Origin of the sequence: Streptomyces sp. B15, assembly GCF_018070605.1 — a bacterium.
Classification (GTDB): domain Bacteria; phylum Actinomycetota; class Actinomycetes; order Streptomycetales; family Streptomycetaceae; genus Streptomyces; species Streptomyces smyrnaeus.
The window spans coordinates 24247-44805 of record NZ_JAGPXJ010000041.1 but is presented as its reverse complement, the minus strand read 5'-3'; the positions used below and the strand labels follow the sequence as shown (position 1 = coordinate 44805).

Genomic DNA, 20559 nt, shown 5'->3' with positions numbered 1-20559 from the left:
ACCCCCTCGCGCCCGGTGCGGAGGGGGTCAGCCCTGGGGGATGACGCCGGTGCGGTAGATCGTTCCGCTGCCGCAGGCGCCGGGCACCCGGGTGCCCGCCACGGGGGCGCCGCTCTCGGGAGTGTGCGAGACCACGACCTCGGCGTCACCCCCGCCCGGGTCGCCGCTGCCGCCGTTGCTCTCGCCGGGCGTCCCGGTGCCGCCGCCGGCGCTGTCGCCGCCGCCGTCCGCCGAACCCTCACCGGCCCCGGCGCTGGGACCGGAGGTCTCGCCGTCGTACCGGCCGCCCTGCGGTGTGGGCGAGCTGCAGCCGCTGGGCACGAAGGCGAACTTCACCACGTACGCCTGACCGGGCCGCAGCACCACCTCGTCCCGCGAGGCAGCCGGGTCACCGAGGCCCGGGGCCGGGTCGCCGGGGGCGTGGTCGACGACCACCACCTGTCCGCCGCCGCTGCCCTGCACCGAGGCGCCCACGATGCCCTCGCCCTCGACCGTGCACGCGTTGCCGGAGACATTGGCGACGCGGAAACTGCCGTAGACCGTGCCGCTGCTGTCGGGCACCCCCGACTGCGCCGAACCGGCACCGAGCTGATCGCTGCCGCAGGTGGGCGCGCTGGCGCTGAGGCTCTCGTTGGGGTCGGCGCTGTCACCGGGCCCGCCGGAGGGCGCCGGATGGGCGCTCCCGCCGCCCTTGTCACCTTTGCCCTTGTCCTTGTCCTTGCCCCCGGTGTGCTTGTCCTCGTCCTTGCCGCCGCTCCCACCGGAACCGGCGTCGGGGCCGCGGGTCTGCCCATGGGTGCTGGCGGCCGTCACCGGTTGGTCGTCGCCACCGACACCGGGCACGACACCGCCGTAAAAGAGCGCGGGGACGCCGACGACGGCCACGAGCGTCGCCGCCACTCCGCCGACCATCGCCTGACGACGGTGCGCGCGGCGCGCGGGCACCGCCCGGTGCAGATGGTCGAGCGTACGGTCCAGGCTGTCGGCCGGCGGCTCGATGCCGCGGACGCTGCTGTGCAGGAGCTCCCGGAGGGTCTCCTCCTCCGAGGTGAGCGCGGACTCGTCGAAGAGGTCCAGCGACATCTCCTCCGGCGCGGAGTCGTCGCCGCCGGAGCCGCCCTCCTCGGGGCCGTCCGCCGCACCGCTCACCGGGCGCTCTTCCGTCGACCGGTCGCCCGCGGCGCGGCCGTCCGGCTCGGCGCTCTCGGCCCGCTCGGCGTTCTCGGCGCTCTCAGTTGTCTCGTCTGTCCCGTCGCGCGTCCCGTCAGGCGTTCCGTCAGGCGTCTCGTCGCGCGGCATACGCCGCTCACGCGGCTCCTCCCCGCCGGGGAGCCCCATTCCCTCACTCATGACGTCGTCTCCATGGCGGTGCGCAGCGCGGCGATACCGCGCGACCCGTACGCCTTCACGGAGCCGAGGGAGAGTCCGAGCACCTCGGCCACCTGAGCCTCGGTCATATCGGCGAAGTACCGCAGCACCAGCACTTCGCGCTGGCGCCGCTGCAAGCCGCGCATCGCCTGTATCAACTGATCCCGTTCGAGCTGTTCGTAGGCCCCCTCCTCGGCGCTCGCCATGTCGGGCATCGGCTTGGAGAGCAACTTCAGCCCGAGGATGCGGCGGCGCAGTGCGGAGCGGGAGAGGTTCACGACCGTCTGCCTGAGGTAGGCGAGGGTCTTCTCGGGATCGCGCACACGCTTGCGCGCCGAGTGGACGCGGATGAACGCCTCCTGGACGACGTCCTCGCACGAGGCGGTGTCGTCGAGCAGGAGCGCCGCGAGCCCGAGCAGGGACTTGTAGTGGGCGCGGTAGGTCTCGGTCAGGTGGTCGACTGTGGTGCCATGTGCCATCGCCTCGTCAGCGTCCCCATGCTGTGTGAGCGGACGCGAGGGGCGCGCGGCGGGCCACGGCGCGATCACAGGCATGCCTCCGGCCACCGGGAGCTTTCCACCGCCGGGGCCGGGACGACCAGGGGCCGTTGCGATTCCGAGTACCTCTGCCACGCCTGTTTGACACGTTTCCCCCCGTCAGGGTTGTACGCGACAGGCACTGTGCGCGAAAACACACCACATGCCGTCATACACACATCTCTCAGTCTCCATTCGGGGCACCTCCCGGCCGCGGGCCGCCAGAACCCCGTGTCGCCGCCCAGGCCGTCGACCGCGCTCCCCCTGCGCGTCAGGCTCTGGAGGCACAAAGACGCTCCCCGCCTGCCTGCCGGTTGCAGGGGCGGGGAGCGCCATTGTCCGTCAGTGAGCACCGCTGTGGCCAGTGGGTCCCGCAGACGCGATCCGAAGAGTCGCGGGGAACCGCCGATCAACCACGGGTGCTGACCCGCAGCCCGTAAGCCCCGCAGCCCGCACCCGCAGGGCCGTCGGGCGGCAGGCGACGGGCGTCGGGCGTTGGGCAAGGGCACAGGTCCGTGGGGCGAGCCCTAACGGCCGGTGCCCCCGTAGACCACGGCCTCGTCCGACTCGCTGTCCAGCCCGAAGGCCGAGTGGACGGCGCGGACCGCGTCGCCCACGGCCTCCTCGCGGGTGACGACCGAGATGCGGATCTCCGAGGTGGAGATCAGCTCGATGTTGACCCCGGCGTTGGACAGCGCCTCGAAGAAGGTCGCCGTGACACCCGGGTTGGTCTTCATCCCCGCACCGACGAGGGAGATCTTCGCGATCTGGTCGTCGTAGCGCAGCGAGTCGAAGCCGACGGTGCCCTGCACCTTCTCCAGCGCGGCGATGGCCTTCTTGCCCTCGGCCTTGGGGAGCGTGAAGGAGATGTCGGTCAGGCCCGTGGAAGCTGCGGAGACGTTCTGGACCACCATGTCGAGGTTGATCTCGGCCTCCGCGACGGCACGGAAGAGCGCCGCGGCCTCGCCCGGCTTGTCCGGCACCCCCACGACCGTGACCTTGGCCTCGGACGTGTCGTGTGCCACACCCGAGATGATCGCCTGCTCCATCGACTCTTCCCCTTGCCCGTCCGGCTGCTCGTTCGTGACCCACGTACCCTTCAGGCCGGAGAAGGACGACCGCACGTGGATCGGGATGTTGTAGCGGCGCGCGTACTCGACACAGCGGTGCAGCAGCACCTTGGAGCCGGACGACGCCAGTTCCAGCATGTCCTCGAAGGAGATCCGGTCGATCTTCCGCGCCTTCTTCACCACCCGCGGGTCGGCGGTGAAGACACCATCGACGTCGGTGTAGATCTCGCAGACCTCGGCGCCCAGCGCCGCGGCCAGCGCGACGGCCGTGGTGTCGGAACCACCCCGGCCCAGGGTGGTGATGTCCTTGCTGTCCTGGGAGACGCCCTGGAAGCCGGCGACGATCGCGATGTTGCCCTCGTCGACCGAGTCCTGGATCCGGCCGGGGGTGACGTCGATGATCCGCGCCTTGTTGTGCGCGGAGTCGGTGATCAGACCCGCCTGGCTGCCGGTGAACGACTGCGCCTCGTGGCCGAGGGATTTGATCGCCATCGCCAGCAGGGCCATGGAGATCCGCTCTCCTGCGGTCAGCAGCATGTCGAACTCACGGCCGGAGGCGACCGGAGACACCTCTGAGGCAAGATCGATCAGCTCGTCCGTCGTGTCACCCATCGCCGAGACCACGACGACAACCTGGTTGCCGTTCTTCTTGGCTTCGACGATTCGCTTGGCAACGCGCTTGATGCCCTCGGCATCGGCAACGGAGGAGCCGCCGTACTTCTGCACGACAAGGCCCACGTGTGCTCGCTCCTCGAAATCATTTCCCGGGACCCCGGCGCTCCGTGCGACGCTGCCCGGAAGGATGGGATCCACTGGTCGGCTCAGTCTAACGACCGGACGGAACCGGGTCCCGTCCGCGAAGGCCCCTGCCCACCCGGGGCGAAATGACACGGAAACGTGAGCCTGTTCACGATGCGGCACGGCTCGGCCGACACGGTCGTCGCGTCCGACGCGTCCACCCAGCGGTACAGGGACAGCGCTGGAACGGTGCTGGAACGGTGCGACGGAAGCAGTGTGACGGGAGTCACCCGCACGGCCCAGGAGTCCGTAGTCTGCCGGAATGGCCATCGACTACGTGAAACGCACGCCGGGACAACGCTCATGGGCGTCGCCGGGGCACCGCTCATCAAAGCAGGGTCCCGCCGTCGATCTGCAGAAGGTCGCCTCCCTGGCGCCCGGCCTGGTGAGCCTCTACAAGACCGCCCGCCACTCCCTGGAGAGCGCCGGGCTGGGGGACCAGCGGGCCGCGGTCTATCTGGTCCTGGACCGCTCGGGGAGCATGCGCCCGTACTACAAGGACGGCACGGTGCAGCACCTCGCGGAGCAGACACTGGGGCTGTCCGCGAACCTCGACGACGACGGTGTCGTCCCCGTGGTCTTCTTCTCCACCGAGGTGGACGGCACGGCCGAGGTCAGCCTGGACGCCTACCAGAACCGCGTCGGCGCACTGCACGAAAGCCTCGGGCACATGGGCAGGACCAACTACCACCTCGCCATGCAGGCGGTCATCGACCACTACACCGCTTCGGGCGCCACCGACCCGGGCCTGGTGATCTTCCAGACGGACGGCGGCCCGACCTCCCGCACCGCCGCCGAGCACGTGCTGTGCACGGCCGCGCGGCTTCCGCTGTTCTGGCAGTTCGTCGGATTCGGCGACCCGGACAGCAAGCAGTTCGACTTCCTGCGCAAGCTCGACGAACTCCCGGTCCCGGCCAAGCGCGTGGTGGACAACGCCGGCTTCTTCCCGGCGGGCCTCGCACCGCGCGACCTGTCCGACGACGCCCTCTACCGCAGCGTGGTGAGCGAGTTCCCCTCCTGGTTGGAGGCCGCACGCCGAGCGGGACTCCTGGAGTAGGTGCCTTCCGGGCGGCGCTGCTCGGGCGGCACTGCTGCGGCGTCCTCTCAGGCGTTCTTGAGGCCCAGCGGTTCGGCGATCTCGGCGGCCATGACGGCGCCGGCCTCGGCCTCCAGGGAGCCGTCCTCGTCCCCGGCGTCGCTGTCGGTGTCGAGGCCGTCGAGCTCTTCCAGGGGCTTGTCCAGCCGGACGTGCGCCACCAGCGACTGGAGGGCGCGCAGCGCCGCGGAGGCGGTCGGGCCCCAGTTGGAGAGGTAGGAGAACTGCCACCACCACAGGGCCTCGCTCACCCTGCCCGCGCGGTAGTGGGCCATGCCGTGCCGCAGGTCGGTGAGGACGTCCGAGAGGTCGTCGGAGATCCGGCACGCGACGGGCGCAGAACGCGGCACGTACGGGTCGAAGACCTCCGAGTAGACGTCGACCGGGTCCAGCAGCGCCGCGAGCCGCTCACGCAGCTCGTCGACGTCCGGCTCCGGGCCGACGTCCGGTTCATACCGTTCATCCGGAACGATGTCCTCGTGCGCGCCCAGCCGGCCGCCCGCGAGGAGAAGCTGCGAGACCTCCAGCAGGAGGTAGGGGACGGCACTGTCCGGGTCGTCGCCCTTGGCGACCTCCGTGACCGAGACGATGAAGCTCTCGATCTGGTCGCTGATCTGGACCGCGAAGTCGTCGGGACTGTTCTTGATGGAGTTCAGCGTCGCATCAGACATCGGGCAACCTCTCCCCTGTGGGCTCTTGTGGCCCTCGGCTCGCACAGGCTCGCACGGGCTCACACATCATGGGCTCACACATCGCGGGCTCACACCGGCTCACACATCAAGGAGCCGTCTTCCCTCGAAGGCCCGCCCCAGAGTGACCTCGTCCGCGTACTCCAGGTCTCCCCCGACGGGAAGCCCGCTCGCCAGCCGCGTCACCTTCAGCCCCATCGCGGAGACCATCCGCGCGAGATACGTGGCCGTCGCCTCGCCCTCGAGGTTGGGGTCCGTGGCGAGGATCAGCTCGGTGACCGTCCCGTCGGCCAGGCGGGAGAGCAGTTCCCTTATCCGCAGATCGTCGGGACCGACGCCCTCGATGGGGCTGATCGCCCCACCCAGCACGTGGTAGCGGCCCCGGAACTCACGGGTCCGCTCGATCGCCACGACGTCCTTGGGCTCCTCGACCACGCAGATGACCGACGGGTCACGGCGCGGATCCAGGCAGACCCGGCACTGCTCCTCCTGCGCGACATTGCCGCACACCGCGCAGAACCTGACCTTGTCCTTGACCTCGGTCAGCGCACTGGCGAGCCTGCGTACGTCGGCGGGCTCGGCCTGCAGGATGTGGAAAGCGATCCGCTGCGCGCTCTTGGGACCGACGCCGGGCAGCCTGCCCAACTCGTCGATGAGGTCCTGGACCACGCCTTCGTACACGGATGGCTCCCGCCTGCTCTTCGTTCGTCTCTGAGTACGTTAGTGGTCCTTACGAGCCACCACTAGCCGCTGACCAGCCCTCGTCGACCCTTGCCGACCCCTTGCCGGTCCTCGCCCGACACCGGCCGACACCGCCCGCTCCCGGCCCGTGCCCTTTTCCGGGCCCCGGGAGCGGGCCGGGAACGCGAGCGGCTGAAACCGTCGTCAGAACGGCAGGCCGGGCATGCCGCCCATGCCCTGCGCGAGCGGGCCGAGCTTCTCCTGCTGCAGCGCGGCAGCCGCGCTGTTCGCGTCGCGGACCGCCGCGAGCACCATGTCCGCGAGGGTCTCGGTGTCCTCCGGGTCCACGGCCTTCGGGTCGATGACCAGCCCCTGGAGCTCACCGGAACCATTGACGGTCGCCTTCACCAGACCACCGCCCGCCGTGCCCTCGACGGATGCCTCGGCCAGCTCCTGCTGCGCCGCGGCCAGATCCTGCTGCATCTTCTGCGCCTGCTGCAGCAACTGCTGCATGTCAGGCTGCCCACCACCGGGAATCACGATTGCTCCTGGCTCACTAGACGCCTCTTCACCGCCCCGAGCCTACGTGCTCGGCCCTGGCCCGGCCGCCCCTCCCCGACAGACCGCGCCTTCCGGGTCCGACGCCACGGACCGGGCTTTCCCTCCGCCCGCGCGGCGCCCCGGGCGCGGCGGGGACGGCGGGGACGGCCGCACGCCCGTCGGCCGGATCGCCCGTCGGCCGGATCGCCCGTCGGCCGGATCGGTCGTGCTGAGGGGCGTCAGTCGTGCTGGAACTCCTCGATCACCGTCGCCCCGAGCTCGCGGACGATGAGGTCGTGACCGGAGAGGGCAGCCGATTCGTCGAGGTCGGGGTCGTCCTCGGCGGGCATGTCGTCCTCCGGCCCGAAGTGCGGGGGCGGGGGTGCCGAGCGAGTGGCTTCGTGTACCGGTGCCTGCGCCGATGCCGAGGCCTGTGCCTGGGAGGGAACCGGCGCGGGTTCGGCTGCCGCGCGCTGGCCGCTGCCACCGGGCGCCCCCGGCGGAGTGGGGGGCGCCTCGGGCGCGGGCGCGGACCACTGCTGGGGGGGGGCCTGGGCGGGAGCAGGCGCCGTCATCACACTCCGCGCACCTGCCGCGCCACCTCCCACAGCACCGGCACCGGACCCGGACCCCGCGCCGTACCCGGAGCCCGGCCCGCTAGGGCCCCCGGCACCACCGCCGTTGCCCCCGCCACCGCCGCCACCCGACGGGTCGACGATGGCCTCGACCTGCCACTGCACTCCCAGCGCGTCGCTGAGAGCCTGCCGCAGCACCTCGTCACTGCCACCGTTGGCGAAGCTGTCGCGCGCGCCCGCGTTGGGAAACCCGATCTGGAGCGTCTTGCCGTCGAAGCCGACGATCTGCGCGTTCTGGCTGAGCAGGATCCACGTGAAACGCCGCCGGTTCTTGACGGCCTCCAGGATCTGCGGCCACATCTGACGCACCTGCGCGGGGTCACCGCCGCCACTCGCGGGGGCTGACGCGGGTGCTCCGTTCGCCGGAGGTGCGGATGGAGCCGGTGCAGGTGTCGTTGCCGGTGCCGGTGTCGGTGCTGCGGGAGTAGGGGCGGGGGCAGGGGGGGTTGGGGTGGCGGTCGAGGCGGTGCCACCGCCCGACGGCCCGGCCGTCCCCGGCCAGGCGCCGGGACGCCGCCCGGCGTCCCCCGTACCGCTCCCGCCGCCGGAGCCGGTCCCACCGGGCCAGGCACCGGGCCGTCGCGGCGATTCAGCAGCAGCGCCGACGCCTCCGCCGTCTCCGGCGGACGAAGGCGCGTCCGGAGCCGGCTCCGGGCCCGGAGCCGGGTCCGGTTCCGGAGCCGGGGACGCAGGCGGCGAGGCAGGTGCGGGCGCGGCCACGGGCGCGGGCGGCGGCCCCGCAGCCGCGGCACCGGGCGTACCACCACCGACTCCCCCACTGGCACCACCGACGCCACCGACCCCGGGACCACCCAGCGCAGCACCGGCGGCGCCCCGCTCCAACCGGTCCAGCCGGGCCTGCACGGAGCGCTCGTCCCCGTACGTGGCGGGCAGCAGCACACGGGCGCAGATCAGCTCCAGCTGCAGCCGGGGCGCTGTGGCCCCCCGCATCTCGGTCAGCCCCGTGTTGACGATGTCGGCGGCACGGCTCAACTCCGCCGCGCCGAAGACCGACGCCTGGGCCTGCATCCGTTCGACCACATCTCCCGGCGCGTCGATCAGCGACTTCTCGACGGCGTCCGGCACGGCGGCCAGGATCACCAGATCCCGCAACCGCTCCAACAGATCGGTGACGAACCGGCGGGGATCGTGCCCGCCCTCGATGACGCGATCGACGATCTCGAAAGCGCGCGCCCCGTCGCCCGCGGCGAAGGCGTCCACGATGTCGTCGAGCAGCGCGCTGTCGGTGTAGCCGAGCAGGGAGGTCGCCATGGCATATGTCACACCGTCCTCACCGGCCCCGGCGAGCAACTGGTCCATCACCGACATCGAGTCCCGTACGGAGCCGGCCCCGGCCCGTACGGCCAGCGGCAGCACCGCGTCGTCGACGGGGATCTGCTCGCGCTCGCACACCTCGGACAGATAGTCACGCAACGTGCCCGGAGGGACGAGCCGGAACGGGTAGTGGTGCGTACGCGAGCGAATGGTCCCGATGACCTTCTCGGGCTCCGTCGTCGCGAAGATGAACTTCAGATGCTCGGGCGGTTCCTCGACGACCTTCAGCAGCGCGTTGAACCCGGCCGGGGTCACCATGTGCGCCTCGTCGACGATATAGATCTTGTACCGGCTCGAGGCGGGGCCGAAGAACGCCTTCTCCCGCAGCTCACGGGCGTCGTCCACACCCCCGTGCGAGGCGGCGTCGATCTCGATGACGTCGATCGAACCGGGCCCGTTCCGCGCCAGATCACGGCACGACTGGCACTCCCCGCAGGGCGTGGGCGTAGGCCCCTGCTCGCAGTTGAGGCACCGGGCCAGGATGCGCGCGCTGGTCGTCTTCCCGCAGCCGCGCGGGCCGCTGAAGAGGTACGCGTGGTTGACCCGGTTGTTGCGCAGGGCCTGCTGCAGCGGGTCGGTCACATGCTGTTGCCCGATGACTTCGGCGAAGGTCTCGGGGCGATAGCGGCGGTACAGAGCGAGGGACGACACACCCCCGACGATATAGGCCACCACCGACATGCGGCCCGCCCCCGAAGTAGCTCACCCGCAGTGACCCACACCCCAGGACCACGCCCGGACCCGCGCCCCGGACCACGCTCGGCCCCGGGCCGCAGAACCAACCCGTGACCGGCCTCACGACCCCCCGCCGAGACCCGCGGAACCCGTTCCGCCGGAACCCCGCCCACGCAAACGCCCCTCACGCACCCGCCAGAGCCGACCTACCCTTGCTGCCTTCCGGCCCTGGGGGAGTTCAGTCAGTTAGCGCCACGTGAGGGGCTGTCGCCAGCCTACCCGATCCCCCGCGCCCTCATCGACCTCCCTCCCCGCCCCCACCACCCCCCGATCCCCGACCCGGATACGAGTTCGCGAGCACTCCCCAAGGTCTTGTACAGTTTGCGGCGGAGGATTCGCCTAGTGGCCTAGGGCGCACGCTTGGAAAGCGTGTTGGGGGCAACCCCTCACGAGTTCGAATCTCGTATCCTCCGCCCAGCTCTCACCGGGCTGAACGTAGGGCCCCACCGCCTCGGCGGTGGGGCCCTACGTAGTTCGTAGTCTCATCTACAGTCTCAACGGTGGTTTTCGGGGCCTCCCTCCGTCGCCCCGTCGTCGCTCTTCGCCACCTCCCAGATGAGTCCGCCGACCTGCTTCGCGACGTCTCGCAGGATGCCGCCGGTCACGTGCTGATAGCGGGCTGCCATCGCGGTGGACGACCAGCCCATGATCTGCATGACCACGCGCTCAGGGACGCCGAGGATGAGCAGCACCGTGGCCGCTGTGTGCCGGGCGTCGTGCAGACGTCCGTCACGCACCTTCGCGTCGGTGAGCAACTGCTTCCACACGTCGTAGTCGGTGCTCGGCACCAGCGGCTCGCCAAAGGGCGAGGTGAAGACGAACCCGGTCTCCCGCCACTCCTGCCCCGCCTGCGCGCGCTCCCGCTCCTGTTCCTGCCGGTGCAATTCCAGGAGACGGACCAGTTCGTCAGGCACCCCGATGACCCGTCGGCCGGCACGGGACTTCGTGTTCGCTGTGTCCTCGTTCTTCCTGACGCGCTGCTTGCAGTAGCCGGGCTTGCGTCCGCACTTCCCGCCGCAACCGTGCAGGTATTTCGGCCGGAGGCGGTTCTTCCGCACCCGCAGAACGCCCGCCTTCAGGTCCACGTCCGACCAGCGCAGCCCCAGCGCTTCCCCCTGCCGGAGCCCGAGTGCCAGCGCGATGGACCAGCGGGCGCTGTTCCTGAGCTTGGCCGCTTCGGTGAGGAGCCGCTGCACCTCTTCGATGTCGTACGGCTCGACCTCTTCGTCTTCGACGCGAGGCGGGACGGCGAGTGAGGCCACGTTGCGGGTGACGTGGCCGCGCCGCATTGCGTGGTTGAGGGCCGTGCGGATCGTGCGGTGAGCCTGGTGGGCGGTGGCGGGCTTGCTGCCGTTGGCCAGCATCTTCGTGTAGAAGCGCTCCAAGTGCTCAGGCTCCAACTTGTCGAGCCGGTGAGCACCGACACCGGGAACCAGGTGCACCCTGACGGCGACCTCGTACCCGGCGTACGTGCTCTCCCTCACGGAGGGCTTGGCAATCTCCTCCACCCAGTGCTGAAGCCACGCCTTGACGGTCCAGGGCCGACCTGGCTTCCGGACCTTCCCCGCGTCGCGCTGCTGTTCCAGCTCACGGACCTTCTTGATGACCTTGGCTTCGTCCTTGCTCATGACGTGCCGCCGGTCGGGCTTGCCGTCGTCGCGCACTCCGACGGTCACGCGTCCGTGCCAGTAGCCGTCCTTGCCGAAGTAGATGGACGAGGCTCCATCAGGGCGCTTGGCGCGCTTCTCCATTGATTCTCCTTAAGCGGCCAAGGACTGGCCTTGCGACTGCATGCGGGAGGTGAGGTAGTCGTTTAGGGCCTGCACAGGAACGCGACGGAGACGACCGATGGGAACGGTCCGAATGGCTCCGTCGCGGATGAGGGCGTACATGGTGGTGCGGCCAACGCTGATACGGCGGGCCGCTTCCTCGACGGTGACCGCGAGGAGGGTCGGGTCGAACACGCCAGCGTCCGACTCGTGTTGTGGCTCGGGGGCTGTGGTGGTGGTCACGGGTGAACCTCCTGAGCGGAGTTCCAGGGCCGGGGCCCCGCGAATGGAATCGACTTCGGGGCTTTCAGGAGCCTGCGCCTGTCCGAGGCGCGGATTTCTGCGTCACCGCGCCATCTGCGTCATTTGCGCTTCTTACCTGCTGGTTTGGGTGACGCAGGGGTTCGGGTGTGCGTCACCGGTGCGTCATGGGCTGCGTCATCGGGTGACGCAGGTGACGCACGATGACGCAGCCGCCGCCTGTCTGCGTCACCCTTGTCCTGGCAGCTCACAGGGCGATTCCGGGCTCTGGGTGACGCGGGTGACGCAGCCTTCCCCACTTAGGAAAAAGAGGTGGGGTTTCTGTTGTGGTGCGGTGCGGCTCAAGGCGTGAAGAAGGAGCCGCTTCGCGGCGCGTCCTTTGGGCGGCGCAAGCGCCGAACAGCAAGAAAAGCACCCGGGGCGTTGCGCCTGGTGCTCTTCTTGCTTGTCGCGTAGCGGTCAGAACGCCGGCTGCTGCTCGGCCGGGGTCGGTTGGCGGGTCATTTCGAGGTAGCGGCCCTCTTTGGTGCGGCCGGAGTCGATGAGCACGCCTCGGGCTGAGAGGGTGGGCTGGAGGCGCTTGAGGCGGTCGGAGAGGACCTTGCCCGTGGTCGGCCACCCCTTGGGCAGCGAACGCAGTTCTTCGCCGCTGTAGAGGCGGCTGAGGCAGTGCAGCCACTCAGTGGAGGTCATCCGCTGATCCGCGCCTGCCTCCATGCTCTCGGCGTGCTGGAGAACGGTCTGCGCGAGCAGATCCCCTTCGATCACGTCGTCGTTGAGGTCGTCCAGACTCCTCCGGTAGGCGGCCAGCGATCCGAAGCCGGTCGCAGCGTCGAGCTGGGCGCACAGGTGCGCGAAATCCGCCATGCGCAGGTCGGTGGGAGTCTCGGCTTCGGCCGCCCGGACCTTCACCGTGAGGTCGAGCAGCGACCCCAGAATCACCGGCAGCGCCTCCTCGTACTCCGCCCACAACTCTGCCTCGGTGCGCCGGACCTTGGGCCGTTCCAGCCGCAGCGGCAAGAGCCGGTCCGCGAGGTCGGGCCGAATAACGCCGACATCGATGCCTGTCAGCAGCATGGGACGGCGGTAGCGGGCACGGAAGACGTCCCCGTCGGTGAACAGCGCGCGCTTGACGTTTTCCGCTCCGGTGACGATGCAGCACATCGCGTCCGACAGGTCGGGGGTCATGTACGAGAGGTTGTCCAGCGCCGTGACCCACCCTGCGGCCACGGCCGCGATCAAGTTCTCCTCGTCCTTAGGCGCCCGGCGCAGGTCACCGCTCATGCCCTCGATGATCCGTACCAGCATCCGCCCCCCTGTGGACTTCCCCGCGCCCTGCGGCCCGGTGAGGAACGGCGCGGGCACCGGCACGGACGGCCCGAGACAGCCGACCAGCCACGCGATGGCCAGACATTCGGTCTCGGCCCCGGCGAAGTTGCACAGCCTCAACAGGAGGTCGATGCCCTTGCCGTCGGTGTCCTTGGTCGGCAGGGGCAGCTCTCCGGTGAGCTGGGTGCGGCGCCAGCACACCTCACGCGGGTCGGGCGTGGTGATCTCCCAGCCGGTGGGATGGATGCGGACGGACTGCCCGTCGGCGCGGCCCAGGTCCAGCCAGGTCGCGCCGTCGTATCCCGGCGCTACGCGGATATGGACGGGCTGAACGTCCTCGGTCATCGCGAGTGCTTCGATCAGATCCAGCGCCTCCTTCAGGGCAGTCCCGTTGAACACGCCGCATCCGTCGCGGAAGAGTCCGACCATGAGTTCCTGACGGTGGCTGCCGGTGGTGCCCTGGGAGCGGATGGGGCGGGCGACGGGGTGGCCGTTCTTCTGCGCGTACACGGTCCCGTCGGCGGTGCGGAAGTAGCGGAAGTGGGCCTGCGCGTAGTCGGTGATGACCTCGCGTGCCGGGGTCTTCTCTTCGTCGGTCATGGTCACATCCCCAGGGCGGTGCGGGCGTTGTTCCACGCCTCGGTGCAGTGCCGGGCGGTCTCGCCCTTGGTCTGCGCGGCGGCGAACAGCCGGTTGACGTGCGTCTCGGTGAGGCAGCCGCACCGGCCATGCGTCGAGAGCACCGCGAGAAACGTGCGGTACGTGGTCGCGTGAATGGCGCTGCGCGCTTCCGTGATGCGCTGCTCGGCCATGGCGATCCCGCGCTCAAGGAAGACCGGCGTGCGGTGCCGGCACTCCCCACCCTGAGCGGGCACGGTGGCAGCGAGCGGCCCCGGGCGCACCGGGGCGGGTTCCTTCACCACCAGCCCGCGCACCACGTCCGGCAGCGCGGTCATGGTGCCGGTGCCGGGCCCGAGCCACCGGGCGTAGGACATCGTGGACTTGAGGTCCACGCCATCCCGGACGTTGTTCACCGACCGCAGGGTGCCTCGGTAGATCCAGTGCTCTCCGCGCGTGGTGGCCACGGTCCGGGTGACCGGCAGCGTGGCCCGGGCCCAGGCGACCGCGTCGGCGTGGTCGAGATCGAGGACGGTGAGTCCGGCGCCGCCGGGGTGGTAGGCCACCGCCGCCGCGTCACGCCACGCCCGCGCCCACGCAGGTGAGTCGATGGTGTGGGGGTCGGTGGTGGCAGCGGCCCAGCCATGGCAGGGCGCCGGGCAGGCGCAGGGACCGGGCGTCTTCATGTTCGGCCGACCGCCGCACGCGTTCTGTGCGCATGCCGGGCAGTTTGCGAAGGGCACCTTGCCCCTGCGTAGCGGCAGGACGGGCAGCCCGTGTCCGGCGGCGGTCAGGGCGGCGTTCAGGAGTTCCGGGTTCATGCGGCGGTCCTCCTTTCGAGGGTGGGCTGGTGCCAGGTGGGGAGCTTGGCGAGCATCCGTGTGCGCCAGTTCAGGGCGTAGTCGATGCAGTTGGCGCAGTTCTTGTGCGGGTGGCCGGGCATCGGGGGCCGGTTGCGGGCGTGGGTGCTCCAGGCCATCGAGTCGGCGGAAGCGAGCAGGTGGCCGACGCGTTCCAGGCCGAGGGTCTTGAAGCCGAAGCCGTGCAGCCGGTAGCCACGTGCGGCCATCGCGGTCACGATCTCCGCGCCCTGCCGGGTGGACTGCAGACGGCACACCGACCCCAGGCCCACGACCGGTTCACGGCGCAGGTTGACGCCGTAGCTCTCATACAGCTCCGCGCACGCGTGGTACTCCGGAACGCTGCCGCCCTGAAGGGTGGGGATGATCCGCAGTTCGGGGGCCAGGGATCGCAGGTCCAGGAAGTTGCGCACGGTGCGGGCCTGGTGCTCCGCGACGCTCAGGTGCGTGCCGACGAAGGTGAGGGGTCCTGCTGTGCCGCCGTGGATGATGAGGTCTTCGCACATCCAGTCCTGCCCGGCGGCCCACTCGTAAGGGCCCACGTGCTCCCAGATGCGACGCAGATCCTCCACATACTGGCGCGGGGTCCGTGTCCAGCGGCCATGCCGCTGAAGCTCACTGAAACCCCCGGAATCCACCGCATACGCACCGCCAGCCCGAAGCGGCTTAACGCAGTTGCGCAGGTGCTCCGACTTCAAGAACAACGGCACTGCGGTCTCACGCAGCCAGTGCTTCTTGTGCGTGGTCAGGTAGAAACGCATCCCGCCCCGGGAGGCGGGGGGCCATGCGGGAGCTCCCGGGCGCGGCCTGATGCGCGCTCGCCGGATGTGGGTGGGTTGGGTCATGCTGGGTGGCCTCCAGTTCATTGGGTTGTGCTGGATTGGCGGCGGCCCCGGGTTCTTGGCGGAATGGGGGCCGCCGCCGTGGTGTGTCTGGTCAGTTCGGGTCAGGCAGCGCGAGTGAGGCGGGCTGCGAGCTGTGCGGCGGCCGCGAGGATGATGCGTACGTCCGCCTCGGCGGCCGAGGGCAGCGCGGCAGGTGCCGCCGCCGGGGGCGCCGGTTGCGGGGCCGGGGCGCGGCAGGGTCGCAGGGCTGCCGCGAGGATGCCGAGACTGATGGCGACGCACAGCAGGTAGGCGAGTGCCATCACACGGCCTCCATGTGGAGGGTGGTCTGTCCTGCGATGGGCTGGGGGCCGCGTTCGGCGTCGAGCTGGGTGTACACCTTGTGGACGTAGGAGCGGGAGCGGGTGGATGCTTCGGCTGCCTCGGTGATGGATTTGCCCGTCACCCAGGCGACACGGATGCGGTTCTTCGCCTCGAATGCCGAGAGGCGACCGGCGTCGGTGTCCTCTTCACTGTCCACCTCGGCGGCGGCGTCCTGTGGGGTGGACACCGGCTGTTCCCCTCCCGTGAGCTGGGGTGACGCCGTCTCCGATTCCAGCGGGTCCGGGGCGGTGGGTGTCACCTCGGTGTCTCCCTGGGCGCGTTCCAGGGTCACCGGCTCCATCGGGCCCCACACCGGCAGTTCCCAGCTCGGTCCCGCCTGCGGTGTGGTGCGTTCGGTCACGCTGTTGAGTGCCTTGGCGCAGCCGTCGTTCTGGCGGGCCGTCTCCAGCAGATTCCACGCTCCGGCAAGGCCCTTGGCGGCTTCGGCCTGGGCTCCGGCGACGCGTGCCCCGGCGGCGGTGACGGCGGTCAGTCGGGTCTCTTCGGTGCCCGCCTCGGCGCGGAGCCGGGCCCGGGCGACGGCGGCCTCGTCGCGGGCGTCCTGCTGAATGTCGCGGATGGCGTCGAGCGCTGCCGGGGTGAGTGCGGTGCGCTCCCACAGCCCGTGCACCAGCCACAGCGCCTTGGCCGCGAGGGGCAGCCAGGCGACGGCCAGCCACGCCGCTTGGGCGGTCTCCCCGAGTGCGTGGGCGACCAGGACGCTGGTAGCCGCCGCGCCGAAGATCCAGCCGATGACGGTTACGGGTGTGGAGTGGTCGCCCTGGGCCGCGAGGCGGCGTTCGTAGGCGAGGGTGGCCAGCCAGCCGCCGTCGAGGCCGAGGCCGACGACCAGGGCGACGGGCCAGGGCATCGACCCTGCGAGCCACATCATGACCACGGCCAGAGTCAGGACCATGGAGACGGCTGTCATAGCGACGGCCGGGGCCACGGTGGCCAGCCGCTTGAGGTTGATCCTCATGAGTGCACCTCCGTGCGGGAGCGGGAGAGCATCCCGCGCGTCTGTGTCGTGACCTGGGTGTTCTTCACGACCGTGCCGGTGTAGACGTGGGGCGTACTGCCGCGCTTGGCCCGGTTGAGGACGGCGCCGACGGCGAGCACGACCAGGGCGACACCGACGAACGGCGCCAGCGCGGCGAGGACACCGGCCAGGGTGATGGCGGCAAGGCCCTGTGCGGCGAGCCAGACCGCGCAGCCGAGGCCGACCGCTCCGGCACCCAGCCCGATTGAGGCGACGGCCGTGCCCACCGCCCAGGTCGGGACGGTGCGGGTCTCGGGCTGCGCCACTGGCTGGGCCCCGGTCGGCTCTGCGGGGGAGGTGTCGCGGTAGGACGTGCAGGCGGGAGCGTCGAACGCTTCGGTGATGATCCTGCGGGCTTCGCTCTCCGCCTGCTGGGGCGTCATGGGCTGGTGCATCAGGCTGCCGCCTCTCGGGCGGTGAGGGTTCCGTCGTCGGCCTTGACCAGGGCACCGGCCGTGACCAGGGCCTTGATTTCCCTGCTGACGGTGCCCTTGTTGATCCCGGTTTCGGTGACCACGGCAGCCGCGGACCGGGCCCCGGTACGCACGGCGTTCAGCACCCGGTCACGGTTGGTCGCCTCGGCGGGCTGGGGGTCCTCGGAGCGGGGGGCCGGCACCTCGTCGTCCTTGACCAAGCTGAGCGAGGGGCGGGGCGCCGGGGTCTCGGGGCGCTGCCAGATCGCGGTGTCGGGGAGGTTGACGACCTCTTGGTCGGTCATGAAGCGCACCTTGACCGGGTCGGGCGAGCGCTGTCCGTCCCGCAGCATCGCGACGCCGGGCATGGGCAGTTCATCGGCCCGCCATCCCTTGTCCTGCGCCGACTCCCCGAACACGACGCGGGCCTCGGTAGGGGACTCGACCGCCAGTCCGAGGCGGGTGCCGAGCTGCTTGGCGATCTGCCTGGGGACGCCGTCGCCGTAGGTCGGGGACTGCGTCATCCACCACAGGTCGATGCACGCCGCACGCCCCATGCGCGCGATGCTGTCGAGCCCTTCCAGGGCATCGCGCTTCTCAACGATCGCCTTGCCCTTGTCGGTGTAGCCGGTCACGGTCTCAACCGCCGTGCAGGAACTCATGACCTCGGCGCCCTCGTCCACGACGAGCGTGATCCGGGGCCGCTCGGCGGTGGGGACGAGGGTGGCCTGTCCCTTGGGCAGCACGTCCAGGCGCTCTTCGAGCTCCGCCACCAGCTCGTCAACCAGCTCGACCACGGCGGCAGGGTCGTGGGCGACGCGAGCCCGGTGGTCCCACAGACGCCCCTCGACCTTCTTCAGGTCGATGATGACCAGCACGTTCTCGGGCCCGTCGGACGCCTTGAACAGCAGCGGACGCGAAGCGGTGGACTTGCCCGCCCCGGACATGCCCGCGATGAGCATCCGCAGCCCGAGCGGGACATCGACCTCTTCACCGGTGACCATGTCCACCCCGAGCGCGTCTCCGGGGTGGAAGGGGATCGCACCGTCCGGCGCGGCCGACCGGGTCCGCAGCCGGATCACCGCCCAACCGCCCCGCGAAGCGGCAGCCACCAGCATCGGCAGCTCGGTGCGGGCGCCCAGCAGGGCGCGGACCGAGTCGGCAGCCGTCCGCAGCTTCTTGACCGTCCACTGCCCGTCCAGCCGGATCTCGCACTCGATCCCGGCCGTGGTGATAGCCGGCGGGGTGGTGACCGTCCCGCCCAGGCCGCGCGCGTCGGCGTGCTCGACCCAGTACGAGGGGTCAAGACGCTCCATCAACTGCCGCTCTTCCGCGCTCACCTCCTCGGTGACCGAGGCGGTGACCTTCCTGCGCCCGAGCAGCAGACCGCCGACGTTCGCCGCGATGAGCACCGCCGAGACCGAGGTCGGCCACACCGTCCAGTCCTGCTGTGTGGACAGCACGTACGAGGACAGCCCCGCCGCCGAGGCGTGCGCGACGTGCGCCTTGGCCGCGACGGACGTGAGCGTGGCGGGGTAGTTCTTCCGGGCCGCCGCCAGGCCCTGCTTGGCGTGCCGGGCGTGCTTGGCCGCCGCCTTGTCCGCCCGCTTGGCCGACCGGCGTGCCGACGAGAGCGGGTTTTTCTCGTTCTTGCGCGCCAGCGCGCGCTGCGACCGGGCCGATGACGCCTGCACCCGAGCCGAGTTGTGTTCCTTCTGCGCCTTGAGAAGCGCCTTTAGGTTCTCTTCGGTGCGCAGTTGGCGGCGCCGGTCGGCCTCGGTGTCCCAGCGGGCCGCGAACGGGGCGCACAGCGGGGCCGCCGCATCCGCGAGCGCCGATGCCTGGTTAATTCGCTCAGTCGAGAATCGACGGGCCGCTTTGGTGGCGGCGCCGATCCTGTCCCATGCTGCTGTGTAGTCCACGAGGTTCCTCCAAGTTCGTGGATCAGGGCCGGAGACTTCGTTGGCGCGGGGCTCCGGCCCGTCCCTGCATGACTGGTTGCGCCCACCGGTTGCACCCCGGCAGACGGTTGACCCCCTGCAACCGCCTCTGACCTGCGAAGTTGCAGGTTGAGCCGAATTCGGGGATGGGGGCTCTACGCGCGCGCGTGTGCGCGCGAGGCCGCAAAATGCCCTCACGCGGGGCTGTTCCGGGGCCTCTCGCGGCCTGACAGCCCTTCGGGGGCTTCGCCCCACACGGAAGAAGTGCCAGACGCTCAGGAAGCCGTCTGCGGCGTCCGGCTGGTCGGGGCTGCTCGGTTCACAGCGCGCCTCGCGCCGTCATCAGGGCGGCCGCGGCCAGCGGGGCGCCGGTCGCCAGGGCGAGGTTCACCGCGCGCTGCAAAGCACGCATCTTGACCACCACGATCCGCGAGAGCGCCACCACGTGGTCCGCAGTGCGGTCCGCAGCCAGTTCGACGGTCAGTTCCTCGGCCGTGAGCTTGGCCCAGTGCGGGAACCCGACCTTCGCCGCGGTCGGGCTGATGCGGGGACGGACCACGAGGAGCAGCAGGGTTACCGAAGCGAGCAGCAGGCCCAGCGCCCCGGCACCGACGATCCGGGCCGCCACCGGCACCCCCGCCTGCGCACCCACCGACCACACGCCGGCCAGCGCCACGCCGTTGAAGGCCAGCAGCAGAGAAGCCTTGCTGTCGGTGCGGGCGATCTCCGCCTTGACCTCGCTCTTCGCGTCCTTCACGGCGCTCATGCCGCACCTCCCGCGAAGCTCTCGGCGGTCCGGTTGGCCAGGTCACGGCGCGCGTCCAGCGCCCGGCGCCGGGCCCGGCGGATGCGGCGGGCATCCAGCTCGGTCGGGGTGCGGTCCAACGTGATGATGACCGCCTCCAGCCAGTCCAGGTCGGCCGTGATGGCCGGCATCTCGGCCGTGATGGCGTCCAGCTCGGCCTCGGTCGGCTCACGCCAGGACGCGAAGGCCGTAACAGCCTCCTGAACAGTCACGATGTGGTCCATTGGGTCGTGCTCCCTTCACAGTGAAACGGCCCTGAAAGCGGCCCCGGTGTTCCAGCACCGGGGCCGCGCCGTTGAAGTCCGGACTATCCGGCTCCCCTCACCGCCCGCAGCGCGGGCAGATCGGGCAACCGTCAGGCCAGAGCGGCACCAGCGGTGGCGACGAACGCGTCGTGCGCGACCAGCGCCCCGGAGCGCAGGGCGGTCAACTCGCTCATGTCAGCGGCATCGCGCATGCGGTAGGTCGCCAGCGCCGCCTCGTCCGCCGCGGCCCGGGTGTCCCGGTCGCGGATGACGAGCTGAATACGCACCGCCGGGGCGGTAATGGCGCTGCGGGTCTCGTGCGCGGCCTGGCGCAGCTCCTCTATCCGGGCCGCATCGGCGCCGGTGAGCATGGCCTGGCGGGACTCCCACATCGTGCGGCGGTGATCCGAGACAGCCACCGCAAGCGCGGTGACGGCATCCAGCTGGTCACGCCACAGCGCCTCGGCCCGGGCGTCTGAGCGTTCGGCGTGCACGGCACGGTGCTGCAGAAGACCCGACAGCAGCGCGCCGGCCAGGGTGCCGATCACGGCGATAAGGCTGGTCCACATGGCAGTAACTCCTCTGTCGT

General features: G+C 70.6%; 20 protein-coding genes, 1 tRNA gene and 1 other RNA gene. 2 read left to right on the top strand and 20 right to left on the bottom strand.

Translation table 11 applies throughout. From position 1 onward, the window contains the following. Positions 1-27: 27 nt before the first annotated feature. The 3 genes from KBY19_RS19465 to KBY19_RS19455 all read right to left on the bottom strand — a co-directional run bounded on the left by KBY19_RS19465 (position 28) and on the right by KBY19_RS19455 (position 3712). The gene (locus KBY19_RS19465; protein WP_210966303.1) at positions 28-1350 is read right to left on the bottom strand and encodes a hypothetical protein; all 1323 of its coding nucleotides are present in this window, start codon (positions 1348-1350) and stop codon (positions 28-30) included. Then, a complete protein-coding gene (locus KBY19_RS19460; protein WP_180289713.1) occupies positions 1347-1922 on the bottom strand; it encodes a SigE family RNA polymerase sigma factor in 576 nt (191 codons plus the stop codon). The genes KBY19_RS19465 and KBY19_RS19460 overlap by 4 nt, the downstream gene beginning before the upstream one ends. A 509-nt stretch (positions 1923-2431) precedes the next feature. Further along, on the bottom strand, positions 2432-3712 hold the full coding sequence (locus tag KBY19_RS19455; RefSeq protein ID WP_099883173.1) for an aspartate kinase: 1281 nt from the start codon (positions 3710-3712) through the stop codon (positions 2432-2434). Positions 3713-4034: 322 nt separating this feature from the next. On the opposite strand from KBY19_RS19455, the gene KBY19_RS19450 reads away from it, so the two are divergent. Next, positions 4035-4829 (top strand): VWA domain-containing protein, encoded by a 795-nt coding sequence (locus tag KBY19_RS19450; protein WP_099883172.1) that lies wholly within the window; start codon positions 4035-4037, stop codon positions 4827-4829. 47 nt (positions 4830-4876) lie between these two features. On the opposite strand, the gene KBY19_RS19445 is transcribed toward KBY19_RS19450, so the two are convergent. From KBY19_RS19445 to ffs, 5 genes are all read right to left on the bottom strand, one after another. Then, entirely contained in the window at positions 4877-5539 is a 663-nt protein-coding gene (locus tag KBY19_RS19445) for a DUF5063 domain-containing protein (protein WP_099883171.1), read from the bottom strand. A gap of 99 nt (positions 5540-5638) precedes the next feature. Continuing rightward, positions 5639-6238 (bottom strand): recombination mediator RecR, encoded by a 600-nt coding sequence (gene recR / locus KBY19_RS19440; protein WP_099883170.1) that lies wholly within the window; start codon positions 6236-6238, stop codon positions 5639-5641. A 204-nt stretch (positions 6239-6442) separates the two neighbouring features. Next, entirely contained in the window at positions 6443-6778 is a 336-nt protein-coding gene (locus KBY19_RS19435; protein ID WP_099883169.1) for a YbaB/EbfC family nucleoid-associated protein, read from the bottom strand. Positions 6779-7017: 239 nt separating this feature from the next. Beyond that, a complete protein-coding gene (locus KBY19_RS19430; RefSeq protein WP_210966302.1) occupies positions 7018-9399 on the bottom strand; it encodes a DNA polymerase III subunit gamma and tau in 2382 nt (793 codons plus the stop codon). Between the two features lie 196 nt (positions 9400-9595). Beyond that, positions 9596-9692, bottom strand: an RNA gene (gene ffs / locus KBY19_RS19425) — signal recognition particle sRNA small type. Positions 9693-9811: 119 nt separating this feature from the next. Here ffs and KBY19_RS19420 point away from each other — a divergent pair. Next, positions 9812-9896 (top strand) — tRNA-Ser (locus tag KBY19_RS19420). A gap of 81 nt (positions 9897-9977) precedes the next feature. Here the strand turns inward: KBY19_RS19420 and KBY19_RS19415 are convergent. The 12 genes from KBY19_RS19415 to KBY19_RS19360 form a co-directional block, all read right to left on the bottom strand. Continuing rightward, on the bottom strand, positions 9978-11234 hold the full coding sequence (locus KBY19_RS19415) for a tyrosine-type recombinase/integrase (RefSeq protein WP_210966301.1): 1257 nt from the start codon (positions 11232-11234) through the stop codon (positions 9978-9980). Positions 11235-11243: 9 nt separating this feature from the next. Then, entirely contained in the window at positions 11244-11495 is a 252-nt protein-coding gene (locus tag KBY19_RS19410; protein WP_210966300.1) for a helix-turn-helix domain-containing protein, read from the bottom strand. Between the two features lie 477 nt (positions 11496-11972). Further along, positions 11973-13442, bottom strand: a complete 1470-nt coding sequence (locus KBY19_RS19405; RefSeq protein ID WP_210966299.1) for an ATP-binding protein — start codon at positions 13440-13442, stop codon at positions 11973-11975. Positions 13443-13444: 2 nt separating this feature from the next. Beyond that, positions 13445-14281 (bottom strand): bifunctional DNA primase/polymerase, encoded by an 837-nt coding sequence (locus KBY19_RS19400; RefSeq protein WP_210966298.1) that lies wholly within the window; start codon positions 14279-14281, stop codon positions 13445-13447. Then, positions 14278-14892, bottom strand: coding sequence for a hypothetical protein (locus tag KBY19_RS19395; RefSeq protein WP_247691175.1), 615 nt, complete (start codon positions 14890-14892; stop codon positions 14278-14280). The genes KBY19_RS19400 and KBY19_RS19395 overlap by 4 nt, the downstream gene beginning before the upstream one ends. 374 nt (positions 14893-15266) lie before the next feature. After that, positions 15267-15467, bottom strand: a complete 201-nt coding sequence (locus KBY19_RS19390; RefSeq protein WP_210966296.1) for a hypothetical protein — start codon at positions 15465-15467, stop codon at positions 15267-15269. Beyond that, positions 15467-16507, bottom strand: coding sequence for a protein spdB (locus tag KBY19_RS19385; RefSeq protein WP_282107094.1), 1041 nt, complete (start codon positions 16505-16507; stop codon positions 15467-15469). The genes KBY19_RS19390 and KBY19_RS19385 overlap by 1 nt, the downstream gene beginning before the upstream one ends. After that, entirely contained in the window at positions 16504-16962 is a 459-nt protein-coding gene (locus KBY19_RS19380) for a hypothetical protein (RefSeq protein WP_210966295.1), read from the bottom strand. Before KBY19_RS19380 ends, KBY19_RS19385 begins: the two co-directional genes overlap by 4 nt. Continuing rightward, the gene (locus KBY19_RS37545) at positions 16962-18902 is read right to left on the bottom strand and encodes an FtsK/SpoIIIE domain-containing protein (protein ID WP_307843559.1); all 1941 of its coding nucleotides are present in this window, start codon (positions 18900-18902) and stop codon (positions 16962-16964) included. Before KBY19_RS37545 ends, KBY19_RS19380 begins: the two co-directional genes overlap by 1 nt. A 337-nt stretch (positions 18903-19239) precedes the next feature. Beyond that, the gene (locus KBY19_RS19370) at positions 19240-19686 is read right to left on the bottom strand and encodes a Pycsar system effector family protein (RefSeq protein ID WP_210966294.1); all 447 of its coding nucleotides are present in this window, start codon (positions 19684-19686) and stop codon (positions 19240-19242) included. Continuing rightward, a complete protein-coding gene (locus KBY19_RS19365) occupies positions 19683-19949 on the bottom strand; it encodes a DUF6284 family protein (RefSeq protein WP_210966293.1) in 267 nt (88 codons plus the stop codon). The genes KBY19_RS19370 and KBY19_RS19365 overlap by 4 nt, the downstream gene beginning before the upstream one ends. A gap of 131 nt (positions 19950-20080) precedes the next feature. Then, entirely contained in the window at positions 20081-20539 is a 459-nt protein-coding gene (locus tag KBY19_RS19360; RefSeq protein ID WP_210966292.1) for a pRL2-23, read from the bottom strand. Positions 20540-20559 lie beyond the last annotated feature (20 nt).